At 37.4% G+C, this 15,507-nt stretch carries 12 protein-coding genes and 1 pseudogene; 3 read left to right on the top strand and 10 right to left on the bottom strand.

The window, feature by feature from the left end:
* Window positions 1-2 precede the first annotated feature (2 nt).
* Window positions 3-1,481, bottom strand: a complete 1,479-nt coding sequence (locus BM137_RS02070) for a DUF1538 domain-containing protein (RefSeq protein WP_177192465.1) — start codon at window positions 1,479-1,481, stop codon at window positions 3-5.
* A 182-nt stretch (window positions 1,482-1,663) separates the two neighbouring features.
* Window positions 1,664-2,941, bottom strand: coding sequence for a mechanosensitive ion channel (locus BM137_RS02065; RefSeq protein ID WP_092479480.1), 1,278 nt, complete (start codon window positions 2,939-2,941; stop codon window positions 1,664-1,666).
* A gap of 172 nt (window positions 2,942-3,113) precedes the next feature.
* On the opposite strand from BM137_RS02065, the gene BM137_RS02060 reads away from it, so the two are divergent.
* Window positions 3,114-4,454, top strand: a complete 1,341-nt coding sequence (locus BM137_RS02060; RefSeq protein ID WP_092479479.1) for an MATE family efflux transporter — start codon at window positions 3,114-3,116, stop codon at window positions 4,452-4,454.
* A 45-nt stretch (window positions 4,455-4,499) separates the two neighbouring features.
* On the opposite strand, the pseudogene BM137_RS11305 reads toward BM137_RS02060, so the two are convergent.
* From BM137_RS11305 to BM137_RS02045, 3 genes and pseudogenes are all read right to left on the bottom strand, one after another.
* A pseudogene (locus BM137_RS11305) lies at window positions 4,500-4,577 on the bottom strand (SEC-C metal-binding domain-containing protein); the annotation flags it as partial.
* Window positions 4,578-5,689: 1,112 nt separating this feature from the next.
* A complete protein-coding gene (locus tag BM137_RS02050; RefSeq protein WP_218147484.1) occupies window positions 5,690-6,139 on the bottom strand; it encodes a hypothetical protein in 450 nt (149 codons plus the stop codon).
* Between the two features lie 253 nt (window positions 6,140-6,392).
* Window positions 6,393-6,824, bottom strand: coding sequence for a VOC family protein (locus BM137_RS02045; RefSeq protein ID WP_092479476.1), 432 nt, complete (start codon window positions 6,822-6,824; stop codon window positions 6,393-6,395).
* Window positions 6,825-7,059: 235 nt separating this feature from the next.
* Between BM137_RS02045 and BM137_RS11415 the strand changes: the two genes are divergently transcribed.
* Window positions 7,060-8,100, top strand: a complete 1,041-nt coding sequence (locus BM137_RS11415) for a hypothetical protein (protein ID WP_218147483.1) — start codon at window positions 7,060-7,062, stop codon at window positions 8,098-8,100.
* 26 nt (window positions 8,101-8,126) lie between these two features.
* Window positions 8,127-8,804, top strand: a complete 678-nt coding sequence (locus BM137_RS02030) for a PspA/IM30 family protein (protein ID WP_092479475.1) — start codon at window positions 8,127-8,129, stop codon at window positions 8,802-8,804.
* Window positions 8,805-9,057: 253 nt separating this feature from the next.
* Here the strand turns inward: BM137_RS02030 and BM137_RS02025 are convergent, their stop codons facing one another.
* The 5 genes from BM137_RS02025 to BM137_RS02005 form a co-directional block, all read right to left on the bottom strand.
* Complete coding sequence (locus BM137_RS02025; protein WP_244887618.1) at window positions 9,058-9,324, bottom strand: DUF503 domain-containing protein; 267 nt, start codon at window positions 9,322-9,324, stop codon at window positions 9,058-9,060.
* Between the two features lie 32 nt (window positions 9,325-9,356).
* Complete coding sequence (locus BM137_RS02020) at window positions 9,357-10,880, bottom strand: pyruvate kinase (protein ID WP_092479474.1); 1,524 nt, start codon at window positions 10,878-10,880, stop codon at window positions 9,357-9,359.
* A 43-nt stretch (window positions 10,881-10,923) separates the two neighbouring features.
* The gene (locus BM137_RS02015) at window positions 10,924-12,390 is read right to left on the bottom strand and encodes a hypothetical protein (protein WP_092479473.1); all 1,467 of its coding nucleotides are present in this window, start codon (window positions 12,388-12,390) and stop codon (window positions 10,924-10,926) included.
* Window positions 12,391-12,519: 129 nt separating this feature from the next.
* Complete coding sequence (locus BM137_RS02010; RefSeq protein WP_092479472.1) at window positions 12,520-13,698, bottom strand: MFS transporter; 1,179 nt, start codon at window positions 13,696-13,698, stop codon at window positions 12,520-12,522.
* Between the two features lie 185 nt (window positions 13,699-13,883).
* Entirely contained in the window at window positions 13,884-15,098 is a 1,215-nt protein-coding gene (locus BM137_RS02005; protein ID WP_092479471.1) for a PQQ-dependent sugar dehydrogenase, read from the bottom strand.
* Between the last annotated feature and the right edge of the window lie 409 nt (window positions 15,099-15,507).

The following is a 15,507-nucleotide window of genomic DNA, read 5'->3' as shown; positions in this document are numbered from 1 at the left end:
GATTAACGATCCTCTCTTTTTGATTTCAATTTAAAGATCAAACCGAGCAACTGCAACGTGATGATCGGCATCATAGCGACCATAGCAATCATTCCAAATCCATCACGGATCACGTCGGCTCCTTCTATTGACTGAGCAGCACCTTGCACAAAGGCTAAAATAAAAGTGGCTGTCATTGGACCTGAGGCAACACCACCGGCATCAAATGCCATTCCAATAAACATTTTAGGCACAATATACATCAGCCCTACTGCTATAATATATCCTGGCAACAAATAATGCCACAGCTCTAAACCAGGAACCATAATTCGGATAACCGATAATAATACGGCTAGCCCAACTCCAAGAGATAATGCTCCCAAAACAGCTTTTCTCTTAACATAACCGTTGGTGACTTGTTCTATTTGATGAGTCAAAACATATACAGCCGGTTCAGCCAAAATCGTTACCAATCCTAGCACAAAAGCAATAACTAATAGATAAATGGACATTTCCATTCCTGCTAGACGGTATCCGACCACACTCCCCACATTCATGAAGCCTGCATTAACTCCCACTAAGAAGATGACCAATCCTACAAATACGTATACAATTCCTTTCAGTACTCTTCTTAACGGTCGCTTGTTCAAGCGTAAAGAAAAGAAATTATAGCCTAAGAAAACTAATACTATAGGGAGCAAAGCAATAAAGATTTCTTGTGAAATAATCGGTAATTCATGAATAAAAGGTTCTAAAACCGTTCCAGACGGATTCAAATCAACTGGCAATTCTCCGGTCAATTCATTTTGTCCAGTAATGATATTTAAAAACATCACTGCTATAATAGCTCCCGATGAAGAAATAGCTACTAAACCAAAACTATCTTTTTCTGAAGCTTTTCCATTTTTTTTCAACGAGGATATCCCAGATGATAAAGACAACATAAAAGGCACCGTAAGTGCACCAGTTGTTGCACCCGAAGCATCAAACGAAATGGCTAAAAATTCACTTGAAGTAAAAAGAGACAAAACTAAGATAAAAAGATAAACGCCTGTTAATAATTTAAATAACGGTACGTTATAGACAATCCGTAAAATACCGATCGTCATCATTACGGCTATTCCAATAGAAACAGATACTAGAATAGTAGAACTAGGAACCACGCCGCCGGTAACAGTGTTGATCTGATTGGCTAATATATGCAAATCAGGTTCTGCAATCGAAATAAAAAAACCTAGAAATAATCCAGCTACTATAACGACCCAGACTTTATTGCTTCGCGTAACTCCCTTACCAAGATAGTTTCCTATTGGAGTGATTCCAATGTCGGTTCCTAAAAGGAAAATAGCTAATCCAAGAACGATCAATCCAGCTCCAAGCAAAAAACGCATCAATATCGTTCCTTCTAAAGGTACAATCGTGAAGTTTAGCAACAACACCATAGCTACGATTGGCATCACTGACACTAACACTTCTTTAAGTTTATCTGTTAATGGGTTCAAATAACATCCACTTCCTTTCCTATAAAGTTGTATAGTACAAACAATCTATCTAGTATTGTACCATACCTGAAAGTATAAATAAAATGGAGAAACCTGTATGTATTTGCTTTGTGAATCTTCTTTAAGTCTTTAAAACAAAAGAAGTCTGGCTCAAGAGCCAGACTTCTTTGTTTTATTTTTGATTACATTGTTGGAGGAGTAAAGTCGTTTGAAGAATCGGATGTTTTGTTTGATTCTTTTTCTACTTTATTTCCTGCTTTTTCAAGAGTACGTTTTGCAACATCGCGTCCACCGATACCAAAAGCAATAGCAAAGGCAACTGCAATACCACCCATGATAAACATGAATGCAGTATTAACAATGTTTGTCGCAAACTGTAATTGATCTAAAGCCATGAAGATTGAGAAAACGATTAAGATGTATTTCACTGCTTCTCCAAAGAATTCACTCTTCGTTGACGTTGAGATGAAGTTTCCTAACAACGTTCCTCCGATGATTCCAAGACCTAGAATAACTAACGCACTAATAACTAGCGGCAAGTAAGCAATGATCGCTCCACCGATTGTATTCAGAACTTCTAAGTTCAAAACATTTAAGGCTTCTACTAAGAAGAAAATACCAATGACTACTGAAACCACTTGTCCAGTCAACTTAGCTAAATCTAAGTTCATTTTACCATTTGTATTCAAGTATTTTGTTAAGCTGTTCATTCCTGTTCCGCGTAACAAATCAGCCAATAATTGACCAATGAATTTAGCAAGGAAAATACCGATACCTAATAAAATCACTGCAACTAAGATATTAGGTATAGCTGCAAGAATAGAATTTAACACACCAATTACTGGTCTAGAAATGCTTTCAATACCTAACACATCAAGAGCAGCTGTAGCAATTGGAATCAAAATCACTACAAATACTAAGTTTGCCAATACTTTGGCTAACGTATTTTTTTGAGATGCTGTTGGTGTAGCATCTGGTGTGTCTGATGATCCGCTTAATTTAGACATCCACTTATCTAAGTTAAGAGATAAAGCTAAGTTGTAAACAAGGTTTTTAGCAAACTTCGCTACAAAGTAACCAATTACCAAAATAAAGATAGCTCCAATTAACGTTGGAATGAAGCTTAGTGCAGTGTCAAACATATTTGAAATAGGTTGAGCTACTGCTGTTAAACCTAACATACCTAGAATCGCTGGTAAGAATAATAACCATACAAGATAGTACAAAACATTCCCAATTGATTCTACAGTAGTATTAGCTTGCTCTTCATTTTGAGCTACTCCCCACTTAACTAGGTGTCTATTAAAACCGGCCATTTTAAGACCTTGCTTGACCCCTTTTCTAATTAGTACTGCTAAAACCCATGCCACTATGACTAAAGCAATTGCGCCTAATAACGTAGGCAAGAAATCAACAAACGAGTTGAATCCTGAACTAATCGTATTCGATACATTGTCCATATCTATCTCTCCTCTTTTGTAATATTTTGTACACATCTTAGTATAGCCTACTCTTTCAAAAGTTTGAAATAATATGCCTTATCTAAAAAACGGGGCTTTCGGATTGAATTGACAAGATTGTTTAACACTGCTATTTTTAATAGACATATATTATAGAAAAGAAGGTCAAAAAATGAAGACAGAAAATCGGTTAGGCACTGAGAAAATCCCTAGATTATTGATGGAATTTTCTATACCCGCTATCATTGGAATGATGGTAAACGGCATTTATAACATAGTGGATAGAATCTTTATCGGGAATGCACCTGATCTCGGTTCATTAGGATTAGCTGCAGTATCCATTACTTACCCTGTTACTTTAGTCTTATTAGCTTTTTCTCTTATGGTGGCCGTTGGAGGATCTACCATTTTTTCCATCAGTTTAGGGAAAAATGAAGAACACAAAGCGCAACATTTCTTAGGCAACGCAGTGGCTATAGCTATTATTTTAGGTACTATTTTCATGATTTTTGGAAATCTGTTTATCGAGCCTCTCCTTTCTTTTTTAGGAGCCAGTCCAGATGTCTTGCCTTATGCTGAAGATTATTTGAGAATTATTTTGTTTGGAGCGGTTTTCCAATCAGTGGCTATAACTTTGAATAATTTCGCTCGAGCAGATGGCAGTCCGCGTATTTCCATGATCAGTATGCTGATTGGAGCAGGATTCAACATTGTTTTTGATTACATCTTTATTGTTCAACTCGGCTGGGGAATGGCTGGGGCAGCTTATGCTACTATTGGCGGTCAATTTCTTTCAATGTTATGGCAATTGAATTATTTTTTAAGGGGCAGAAGCAATGTGTCCTTGAAATTAAAAAATATGCTGCCTCAAAAAATCTATGTCACAGCTATTTTATCCATTGGTATTCCGGCTTTTATGCTTCAAATCGCTAATAGTATTTTGAATATCATTCTAAATACTACTTTGGTGAGTTACGGTGGAGACGTCGCCGTGTCCGTAGCAGGAATCATTACCAGTGCAGTAACGTTGATCGTTATGTTCGTTTCAGGATTGATTCAAGGGATGCAGCCGATCACCAGCTTTAATTATGGTGCGAAAAAAGGGGATCGCGTGAAAGAAGTCTTGAAATGGGGAACGATCATCGGAGGAGTGATTACTACTATTGGTTTCTTAGTGATCCAGCTATTCCCTGAAGCAGTAGTTATGTTGTTCAACCAAGAACCTGCTGTTGTCGAATTAGGTGTTCCTGCTATTCGAATTTGGGTATTGGGTTTCCCTCTGGTTGGTATACAAATCGTTTGGGCTAATTACTTCCAAGCTATTGGTGAAATACGTCTGGCCAGCTTTTTGAATCTGATGAGACAAATTATTGTACTGATTCCATTGATTTTTATTTTCTCCCGTTTATTTGGATTATACGGAATTTATTTTGCAGTTCCTACAGCGGACTTGATTGCATTTGGTATCACTAGCTATTTCTTTAGAAATCAATTCAAAAAAGATCGGATGTAAAAAAATAAGCTCCACAAGAGTCGACTCTTGTAGAGCTTATTTTTTTTATTTACCGTGACACTTTTTGTATTTTTTACCGCTGCCGCATGGGCAAGGTTCATTTCTTCCAACTTTGTGAGCAGTCACTGGCTGTTGTTTGCCTAGTTTTACATTCGCAGATTTCACCAATTGACTAGATGCTAATTCTTGAACAGTAAAGCCGTGATTATGCCAAGTTCTAGCGTGTTCTCTTAATTCTTTGAACAATTCGACAAACTTGGTCACTTCTTCTTTATTTTCAAAAGTAAAGTCTTGTTTCGTAATACTCTGGTAAAGTTTTTCACCAGATTTCCCGATTACTGCGCCTTCTGCGATAGTGTACAGCACGCGATTTTTCTTTACTTCATCTAATTCTTTTCCAAAAATATATTGTTTCATATTTAAGTACTGTAGTGAATTTGTATCGATCCAATAATTTTCGTAATAGTCGACATCTTCTTTTGTCGGCATATAGTAGTCTACATGAAGAATACGTTTCAAGCCTTCTTTGTCGATTTCTTCTGCCTCGAATAAAACCGACGTCACTAAATTTTCCTCGAAGGTAAATTGAACATCCCAATCAGCTAAACGAGCAATCACTGCGCTGGCTGTTTCTTCCGTAATCGCCTCAGCATGATGTTCATTCCATACTTTGACATATTGTTCTACAGAATAAATACCATATAAATGAATGAGAGCTGTTAAGTATTTAGAAAATTCTAGGTTTTCAGCCGTTGCTTGCTGGAACTCTTCATTTTCGGCCAGCTCTTTTACAGCTTCTTTTACTTCATCTGCTAAAAACGGATGGAATTTGCCGTCTTCTTCTTCTACATATAAATAACCGTGTTCAGCTAAAGTTGCTAACGGTTTAGCATCTAAAAAGTCAAAAATAGTTTCACTGTCTTTAAAGTTCATGACTTTCTTCAGTGTTTCTTGACTATTGCTGTCCATATAACTCAATAAACCTGGAAGGTTTTGCAATAATGGTTCTTTCATATTTTCAGCCATTTTAGTTTTTGTATGGCTTTTATAAACTTTGATTTCGTGTTTTTCTGCAATACTCATCATTACATCTTTTGTATTTGATTGCAGTAAATTGACTAATCCAGTTTGTGATGGACTAGTTATAGACTCTGTATTATTCATTAAAAATTACTCCTGACATTTTTATCTCTTCATCTAGTCTATCTTATTATTTGCTATAATAGCAACCTTTTTCAGTAAACTTCTTCGTTTTCAAGATATATTTTTTGTTTTGAAAGAATATTTTTCGCTTTTAATAATTGGATAACGTTTTCTTTATTAAGTTGTGATTTATAGTACCGATTCCAAACAGAAATTAAATGATTGATATTTATAAAACCGTATATCCTTTTCATCATATTTGCATGTTGATAAAACACAACAAATCTGTCTAGTTCTTCTGTTAAAGGATTGTTGGTTGTTTTTTGCATTACGTACTTCAGTTCAGTTGGTATGTTCACTTTTAATTGTCCTTTAACTAAGTAGACGAACAGAAATCCTTTTTCAATCCAATGACGAATGTCCTGCAGTTTTACATTTTCCGTACTCTCGATGTCCAGCCATTGCTCTTTTTCTATAGAAGGTGTCTTTTCCCACTCCTCTTGAAACTGTTCCTTTACTACCGACAGCAGCAACTCCATCATTTTTACTTTTGTATACCTTTTTAAGATCTATTCCATAATAGGCAGCTACTTCTAGAAGGTGCTCTTGTTTATAACTTAAGAGACTCTCTTCTAATGATTCTTTTTAGCTTCCTTTAATGACCCATAAATCTATTTTGGAATGCATTCTACCCCCGACTTTCTTTCCATAATATTTCTATTTTACATCATATTTTACTTTTCGTAAAATGCCTATAAAAAGAGAGCTCGACTAAGTCTTGCTCTCTTCGTAACTTTATATGATCGTATAGTCCGTATTATCAAACTGGTTGAATTCCATGAAACTGATTTCCCATAAATGACCGTCTATATCTTTGATCCGTTTGAAGTACATCATTTCTTCTTCTCCAGGGATCGATTTGTCTTCTCCGCCAGCTTCTAGCGCTTTATTGAATATCGTATCTACTTCTTCTTTGGAAGATACATTGAATGCCAAAATACATTCATTTTCTTTACTTGTATCTGCAATGCCCAAGTGAGTGAAACTGCTGAAAAAGTCTTCTTCTAACAACATAGCGTACATATTGGATCCTAAAACCATACAAGCGGCTTTTTCGTCTGTAAACCGTTCATCAAATTCAAACCCTATTTTCTTAAAGAAATCCATTGAAACTTCTAAATCTTTCACCGGTAAGTTAACAAATATTTGTTCTATTTTCAAAACCATTTTACTCACCTCTTTTCTTTCCAATAAGTACAGTTGTTTTTATAGTTCTCCCATTAGCCGTTTATTTTTCAAGTAAAGTATACTCTTTCTAATCTAAGAGTTCGAAAATTACGTCGCCTTCAACCGTCTTTTTATTGATTCCATTTTTGACGACCCGCATATAAATTGACAGCGTTTCATCCACTATGCTAGATTTAGGGCAATAGTAAATGATGGATGAGGGAGTGACACGCATATGGCTAGAGGTGGCGGAAGTCGTGGAGGAGGAGGATCTTTCGGAGGAAGCAGGGGCGGAGCCGGTCGAAGCGGCGGCGGTGGTTTTGGCGGCAATCGAGGCGGAGGTTTCGGTGGTTTTGGAGGTTCTCCTAGAGGAAGAGGAGGAGGATACAATCGTCCTTCCAGACCTGTTTTTATTCCGACTAGACCGTTTTATGGTTCTAGGCCTCGTGGAGGTCGTTATTACGGAACCGGTGGAGGTGGCGGCGGAAATGGGTGTGGAGGCACCGGCTGCAGTTCAATTATTATCATTTTATTGGTTATGGGTGCAATTCTCTATTTCTTTTCAGGTGGATTCTCCGGTTCTAGTTCGGGTTCATCATCAATTACTCGTTCAACTATCGAGCGAGAAGCTTTACCTGAAGGTTCAGTCAATGAGACAGCCTATTTCACCGATCAAACACAAGCTGGCTGGATCGGCAATCAAACAACTATGATTGATGGGCTACGACATTTTTACAACGAAACAGGCGTGCAGCCTCACGTATACATTACAGACAATATCAATGGTTCTACTGCCCCTTCTAGTGCTGAACTTGAAGAGTTTTCGAACAACTTATATGATGAATTATTTACAGATGAGGCTCATCTGTTGCTCGTGTTCTTTGCTCCAGACAATAATTCTTATATGGACTATTATGTGACAGGAACTCAAGCTAAAAGTGTGATCGACGCAGAAGCCGGAGACATTTTACTGGATTATATCGACCGGAATTATTATGATAATAGTCTAAGTAACGAAGAATTCTTCAGCAATTCCTTTAGAGATGCTGCAGATCGCATTATGACAGTGACCCGTTCTCCATGGATTCCTGTTCTGATCGTTCTAGGAGTACTGGCTGTACTTTTCTTACTGTATACTTGGTGGAAACGAAGACAACAACAAAAAGATTTGGAAGCAAAACGTACCGAAGAAATGCTCAGCAAACCTTTGGATACTTTTGGAGACTCTGCAGCTGAAAAGCTCGCAAAAAAATATGAGGACAGCAATAAAAAATAAAAACAGTTTATTAGGAGGAATGCAATATGGCAATATTAAGTCGTTTTCAAGATATCATCAGTGCAAACATCAATGCGGTTATCGATAGAATGGAAGATCCAGAAAAAATGATCGACCAATACCTCCGTGATATGATGGAAGATTTGGCAGAAGTAAAACAAAACACTGCTGGAGTTATGGCAGAAGAAACGAAATCTAAACGTTTAGTTGATGAAAATGAAGCTGAAGTAATGAAATACACCAACTTCGCAAAAAAAGCTATCGAAGCTGGAAATGACGATGACGCTCGTGTCTTCTTGGCTAAAAAACAAGAATTGGAAGACATAGGAACTGGCTTAGCGAATTCTTACGCAAAAGCACATGAAAATGCGACTAAGATGCGCCAGATGCATGATAAACTAGCCTCTGATATTGAGAAGTTAAGAGGCCGCCGTTCAATGATCAAAGCACAATTATCTGTTGCTGACACACAAGAGAAACTGAATGAAGTCAGCGAATCTATTGGAAAAACAGACGGCGCAATGAGTGCTTTCCAACGTATGGAAGAAAAAGCTACTCGCAAATTGGATGAAGCTAATGCTATGGCAGATTTAAATGCTCAACCAGAAGACCCAGCTAAGAGTTTGGAAGAAAAATACTCTTCTCAAGGTTCAGCAGCTGTTGAAGATGAATTGTCTCGCTTGAAAGAAGAACTTGGCAAATAAACATAATGTATATAAAAAGGCGCTTCCCTATTAAAGGGAGCGCCTTTTTATTGTAGTGTTCAGCTTCTAAAACATGTGTAAAGTGTCATTTTGTTCCATGAGCTGTTGGTTTGATTTGTTCATGACCGAAAATACCTTTACAACATCCATCAACCTTGGTTTTTATTTCTTCACGGACGAATATACTTGTAAATCGTCCACGACACTTCTACCTTGGCTCTTGATGGCCAAAAATCATTATCCCGAAGCCGTTCTACATTTCCATTCGTTCAATGTTATAAACTTCAATCGCATAAGTTTCTTCAATTTCGTTTAAAACCTTATCTATTACGGTGTGGCATTGTTGGTACTCATTCCCCACCACGCTGATTCCGATCACTCCTTGATTCAGCATATCTTGCTTATCCAGTTCTGCAATACTGATATTAAATTTGCGGTGCATCTTGTGGATAATACTTTTTATTACACTTCTTTTATCCTTTAAAGAATAAGCTTCATCAATTCGAAAGCTTAATTTCATTCCGACAACAGCTATGGGGATCACCTCATTGATTATTCTTTTTCGATTTCTCTTTTTGCAATGTTCAGTGCTCTTAGTTTCGGTGTTTTCTTATATTCATGTTCATGCATTTGCTTGATGACTTCATCTAAGAAAGCTACACTTTCTGTTAAATATTCGCCTTTATTCAACATGACGCATTCTGAACGACTCCCTTGAGCAGCATCCGTGACTTCTGCTCGAGTTGGAATTCCTGTGGCCACCATATTTTCCAACACTTGCGTTCCCCATACTACAGGAACATCAGCTGCTTCACAGATCCACAAGATTTCTTGCTGCAACTCTGCTAATCTTAAGAACCCAGCTTCAACAGCCAAGTCTCCACGAGCAATCATGACAGAAAACGGATTTTGTCCGGCTGCAGCTACAATGATTTCCGGCAGTTTTCTCACCGCTTCAACGGTTTCGATTTTCGCCATCAAAGGAATCGTCTGAGCTTTTTTCTTCGGCATACGCTTCAGCAACTCTTGTTGGATTTCTTGAACATCGCCAGCATTTTTAACAAATGAAAACCCTATGATATCAGCATGGTCGCAGACAAAATCTAAATCGTTTTTATCCTTATCGGTAATAAATTCCATTTTCACTTCTGATGCAGGGAAATTCAAGCCTTTTTCAGCTTTTAATCGTACCCCTTTTTTAGAATCGACTTTTGTCGTCTCAACGATCGCACCTTCTTCTGTAACTTCTTTTATTACACCTTCTACTATCCCGTCATCGATTTTGATTGGGTCGCCTTGTTTTAAATGAGAGATGATTTCAGGAATGTTGCATCCAATCATCAATTCAATTCCGCTCATTTTTGGAGGTGTGTCAGATCCAGTCAGTAAAAACTGATTCCCCACTTTTACTCTCGGCTTTTTCAAACTAGTAAAGATCCAGCTGATCCTAGCTTTTGGTCCTGCAATATCCATCAATACCTGACATTTTTGATCAAGCTTTTTTTCACATTTTCGGATATTTTTGATAATAGCTTTCCATGTTTCAGGATCATCATGCGCACAATTCAAACGAGCTACATTCATTCCAGCCTTCATCAAATCTTCAATGAATTTACTGTCTTTAGCTGCTTGGCCAGGTATAGTAACCATGATACGCGTAAAGCGATCTGCCGGCTTCTTCCCAAAAATAGTCGCAGTATTTTTTTCCAATTCTTTGCTGCTGGCGAGATAGTAGTCCATAGAAGGGTAGTCGACTTCCGCAACTTCTTTTTCTTTCCCTAAAATGGTCCCTAAACTTAAAATCACCGCATTCAAATTATCTAAAACACGCGACTCTAGTCTTCCTAGTGAAGACAATCCCCATGGAGTCAAAGCTTCTTGAATTTTCCTAATATCGTGATTTCGCAAAGCCAAATAATAAGCCAGATTTTTAGCACTGGATTCTTGATTTTCTTCTTTTAAAAAAGGTTGCCACTTTTGGTATAACCTATCCCCTTCTTCAGTAACTTTTTTTCTTAAAGAAATCAATTTTTCATACAACTTTTCTGGATTGCTTAGATAACTATTTTTTACCACTGATAATCCTCCTTACGAAAATTCATCTTCTGTTTCTTATAGTTTATTCATTTAATTTTTTAGTCGCTTGTTCAATAAACGTTTCAAGAACGTTTATACGAGCGTATTTTTTATCCATTCCTGATACAATGTTCCATGGCGCTTGTGGAGTAGAAGTCCGGTCTAACATCTCATTCATTGCATCGATATACTCATCCCATTTTTCACGGTTGCGCCAGTCTTCATCAGTTAGTTTGTATACTTTATCCGGCTCATTTTCACGATCTTTAAACCGTTTCAATTGTTCCTCTTTATCAATATAAAGGAAAAATTTAATCACCAATGTCCCAAATTTCGTTAACTGAGCTTCCATTTGATTGATTTCTTCATAAGCCCTTTCCCACTCTTTTTCAGTTGCGAATCCCTCTACTCTTTCAACCAGAACTCTTCCGTACCAACTCCGATCAAAAATTTTGATATCGCCTTTCTTAGGGAAATTTCTATAGAACCTCCACAAATAATGGTATTGTTGCTCTAACTCATTTGGTGCGGAGGTTGTAATCACTTCGTATCCCCTAGGGTCCATTTCCCGCGTCAGCCGTTCAATGGCTCCACCTTTACCAGCAGCATCCACTCCCTCAAACACTAAGACAGTAGGGATCCCTTTAGTGTAAAGTTGAAAAGCGATACGCTGAGCTTCCAGTTGGAGAGCGTCTTTTCGTTTGTCGTACTCTTCTTCTGTTAACGTAAGACCCAAATCAATTTTTTCCAGCGGTTTTTGAGAAGGAATATAATTTCTCGCGTAACGGATACCGCCGTTCTTTTGTCCTAAAATTCGATCGATCCCTTCATAAATCAAATCGATCGACATACCGAGAATCTTTTCCGAAGCAGCTTTTTTCTCTTCCGTTGAAACGATATGCCACTTGCTGAAAGGGAAATCCGATTTTTCTAGAATCTCATCAAAATGTTCTAAATAGTCAGCATAATGCTTATATTGCTCTTCGTCCCGCTCCCCAACCATGAAAGCTTTATCGACATCATTTTTTAAAGTGTCGATTCTTCCTTGCTGCGTTTTTTCTTTCTGATGAAGAAAGAACTTGATGATGATCACATTGTCATCCAACAATTGTTTTTCAATGATACTGATGTCCTCTATCCCCTGCTGCAATTCGCCATTCTCAATAGATAAATCATTCAGTAAATTGAAGTAAAAACTGCGGTCAAAGATAGCCATGTTCCCTTTTGACGGAATTTTTTCCCAAAATCGCCACAAAAAAGGTCTAGCTTCTTCTTCTGCAGTAGGAGTTTCAAATACACTGACTTTATACGACTTTGGATTCAGTTCTCGAACAAGGTCTTTAATGACGTAACCTTTCCCTGAAGACTCCCAGCCATCCACAATGATCAAAACTGGAATATTCAAGTTTTTGATCAGTCGTTGTGCTCGTGCTAAGCGTTCTCCCAATTCTTTGCGTTTAAAACCTGCGTAAGGGTTTCTTGTTTCATTAAAATCAAAATCTTTGAGCATGTAACCACCTCCAAGTAGGATCATCTTTATTATAATTTCTTAGAGAGTCATTTACTAAAGAAACGGTCTGGTTCTATTTTGACGTATAAAAAAGCCGCAAGGATATCTCGCAGCTTTTTGTACGTTATTTTATTTATTAGACAGCAATTCATGTTTAACAGAAGTATTCATTTTTTCTGAACAAAGGGTCATCACCACAACACTCAGCAAGATATACACCGGAAATAGTCCAATCGTGCTGAAAGAAACTAATCCGCTAAAAATTAGCGGCATGATTGAACTTCCGATATAAGCAAATGCCACTTGCAGTCCCATAACGGATTGAGAGGCTCCTCTGCCGAACCGATTCGGTGTATCATGAATCATGCTAGGGTAAATCGGTGCGCAACCTAGTCCAATGAACAATAAACCTGCCATTGAAAACAGATTAGAAAACGGCAGCAGCAACAAAACTCCACCAAATGCACAAATCAATTGTCCCAAACGAATCAGTAATTTATTGCTCATCGTATACGTTAAGAATCCGGAAATTAGTCTTCCGATGGTTATGCCAAGAAAAAATAGCGAGGTCCAACGCGCAGCCACTTCTGGAGCTAATGACTTATACTCTACTAAATAAGTACTGCTCCACAAACCTGTCGTAGTTTCAATCGCACTATACAAAAAGAACGCCAACACTGACAACTTAACACTATTCTTCTTCAATACAGACTTCTTCGACTGAAAAACAACTTCAGCTTCTGATGCATCATTGGCATCTTTGTTTTCCACTTGCTTCCATTTAGGCAAAGAGCTGGTTATAAAAGCGACTAAAATCAATTGCAAAATCCCAATCGCCAAATAGCCGTTCTCCCAACTCCCACGTGCAATAAAAAAAGACAAGATCAGTGGACCCATCGTGGCCCCCAGCCCCCAAAAACTATGTAACCAACTCATATGGCTCGCTTTAAAATACAATGCCACAAAATTATTCAAAGCCGCATCCACGGATCCTGCTCCTAAACCTAACGGAATCGCTAGAATACATAACCCTAAAAAACTGCCTGAAAAAGCAAACCCAAATAAAGCTATAGCAGTCAAAAGAATGCTGACTAATGTCACTCTTGCTGTACCAAAACGCTTGATCATTGTTCCGCTCAGTAAACTCGATAGGACTGTCCCGCCAGTGGTGATTACTGAAATCCAGCTTATAGAAGATATGGATACTCCCAGCTCTCCGTACATGGCAGGCCAAGCTGATCCTAGTAGAGAATCGGGCAATCCCAAACTAATAAAAGATAAATAAACAATTATTAAAATCAATGTCATTTAGTTGAATCCTTTCCTTTTAGCTTTTTACTCTTTATAAGTGTACTGTTTTTGCTTGATTTAGTATACGAAAATGAGTGATAAAATAAAAAAATAGTCAGACAGAAAAGCCCCTTTTAAACAGCGGTCAATTTCTCCGTTTAAAAGGGACTCTACCTCTGATTTTAGTAAAAAAGAAATCTCGTTTACTCTTTTTCTATGAGTTTATATAGTTTGCCATTAAAATCTACAATAACCAGCTCCCCATTCTCATCTAGTCCAAAAGAAGAAATTATCAAATCAGTATCCAGCAATTCTTTATTTTTGATTTGCCCATCTTCTGATTTTTTAAGTGCCCATACTCTTCCAGATATAAAATCACCATAAATATAAGCCCCTTTTAAACTAGGGATTTCTGAGCCATTGTAAATATACCCACCCGTAATGGATTGTCCTTGCGAATGGTCATACACCCAGACAGGATCTTCCAAAGTTTGATCGTTTGTTGAATTATCCGGAATGTATTCTTTAGTTCCTTCCTTTAATCGCCATCCATAATTTTTGCCAGACTCTACCAAGTTGATTTCTTCTAAAACATTTTGACCTACATCCGCCAACCACAATTCCTCTTTTTGGGGATCAAAACTAAATTTCCAAGGATTACGAAAACCGTAAGCAAATATCTCTTCTCGATAGTTTTCACTGTTTCCTTCATATGGGTTATCTTCTGGAATACTATACTCTGATTCGTCGGTCTTTTTGTCTACATCAATTCTCAACAGTTTTCCATGGATCTCCGTTATATCTTGAGCGTTGTTCTGCGGATCACCACTTCCTCCACCATCACCTGTTCCAATATATAAGTAACCATCAAACCCAAATGCCAAGTGTCCTCCATTGTGATTAGTATACGGCTGAGGAAATGTCATAAATATTGTTTCGCTGTTCAAGTCCGTTTCATAACTTTTAAGATCTGCTTTGAAACGTGAAATAACTGTCTCTTCTTGAGTAGTATAATTGACATAGTAGTAACCATTTTGTTTAAAATCAGGATGGAAAGCCAATCCTAATAAGCCCATTTCATTACCGTTCGTGCTTATTTTATTGCTTAAATCAACAAATACTTCTTTAGTAGTGACATCAGGTTGATTATCCATCACATAAATTTTCCCTGTTCTTTCCACTATAAAAACCTTATTCGAGTCGTCATAGGCAGAAGTGAAATGTAAAGGCTGGTCAAAAGTAACATTTTCATAAGCTTCTCCTACTTCATAAGTTAAAGAATTAGAAGTTTGGTCTTTTGCAAGGGACTCAGACTCAGATAACTCCATCTCTGAGGTTGGTTCACTGTTTTCATTTGATATTGTACATGAAGTAAGTAGAAACAAAAAGCAAAATGCAGCTAAATTATACTTTCTCATTGCAAGTCTCCTTCCTGCAGAAACCATAGCAATCAAAACGAAAAAGAGAACATTTATAAGACAATTCCTATTCATTATTTATATTACCACCATAGGCAAAAAAAGCATAAAAAAAGGAAGGAACCTTATACGGCTCCTCCCCTCTCATATGTGCAACACGTGTACTCACATTTTTATCTTTTCGATGCCATTTTTTCACGTAAATGGTCTTAATTGAACTAGATAATCTTGTTTACCTTTTTCAAAGTGTTCTGTTGGGACTCTGTTAAACTGCGTTTATCTGAATCGTCAATACATAGAAGCTTTGGATATACAATCTAGATGTGAGATACTCCGTGTTGCTATGATAGTAGATCTTAGATTGGTGTCCCTTTTTAACCAACTAAAACTTGATGAACACCAACTAAGA

It is taken from the genome of Desemzia incerta (assembly GCF_900115825.1).
Taxonomy (GTDB): Bacteria; Bacillota; Bacilli; order Lactobacillales; family Carnobacteriaceae; genus Desemzia; species Desemzia incerta.
The sequence above is the reverse complement of the archived record's forward strand: the minus strand, read 5'-3'. Positions and strand labels throughout refer to the sequence as shown.

Bases quoted from the DNA above. Each gene is read 5' to 3' on its own strand.
- BM137_RS02030 (WP_092479475.1), top strand. From the start codon at position 8,127: ATGGCAATATTAAGTCGTTTTCAAGATATCATCAGTGCAAACATCAAT.
- BM137_RS02025 (WP_244887618.1), bottom strand. From the start codon at position 9,324: ATGAAATTAAGCTTTCGAATTGATGAAGCTTATTCTTTAAAGGATAAA.
- BM137_RS02015 (WP_092479473.1), bottom strand. From the start codon at position 12,390: ATGCTCAAAGATTTTGATTTTAATGAAACAAGAAACCCTTACGCAGGT.
- BM137_RS02010 (WP_092479472.1), bottom strand. From the start codon at position 13,698: ATGACATTGATTTTAATAATTGTTTATTTATCTTTTATTAGTTTGGGA.
- BM137_RS02060 (WP_092479479.1), top strand. From the start codon at position 3,114: ATGAAGACAGAAAATCGGTTAGGCACTGAGAAAATCCCTAGATTATTG.
- BM137_RS11415 (WP_218147483.1), top strand. From the start codon at position 7,060: ATGGCTAGAGGTGGCGGAAGTCGTGGAGGAGGAGGATCTTTCGGAGGA.
- BM137_RS02005 (WP_092479471.1), bottom strand. From the start codon at position 15,098: ATGAGAAAGTATAATTTAGCTGCATTTTGCTTTTTGTTTCTACTTACT.
- BM137_RS02045 (WP_092479476.1), bottom strand. From the start codon at position 6,824: ATGGTTTTGAAAATAGAACAAATATTTGTTAACTTACCGGTGAAAGAT.
- BM137_RS02050 (WP_218147484.1), bottom strand. From the start codon at position 6,139: ATGATGGAGTTGCTGCTGTCGGTAGTAAAGGAACAGTTTCAAGAGGAG.
- BM137_RS02065 (WP_092479480.1), bottom strand. From the start codon at position 2,941: ATGGACAATGTATCGAATACGATTAGTTCAGGATTCAACTCGTTTGTT.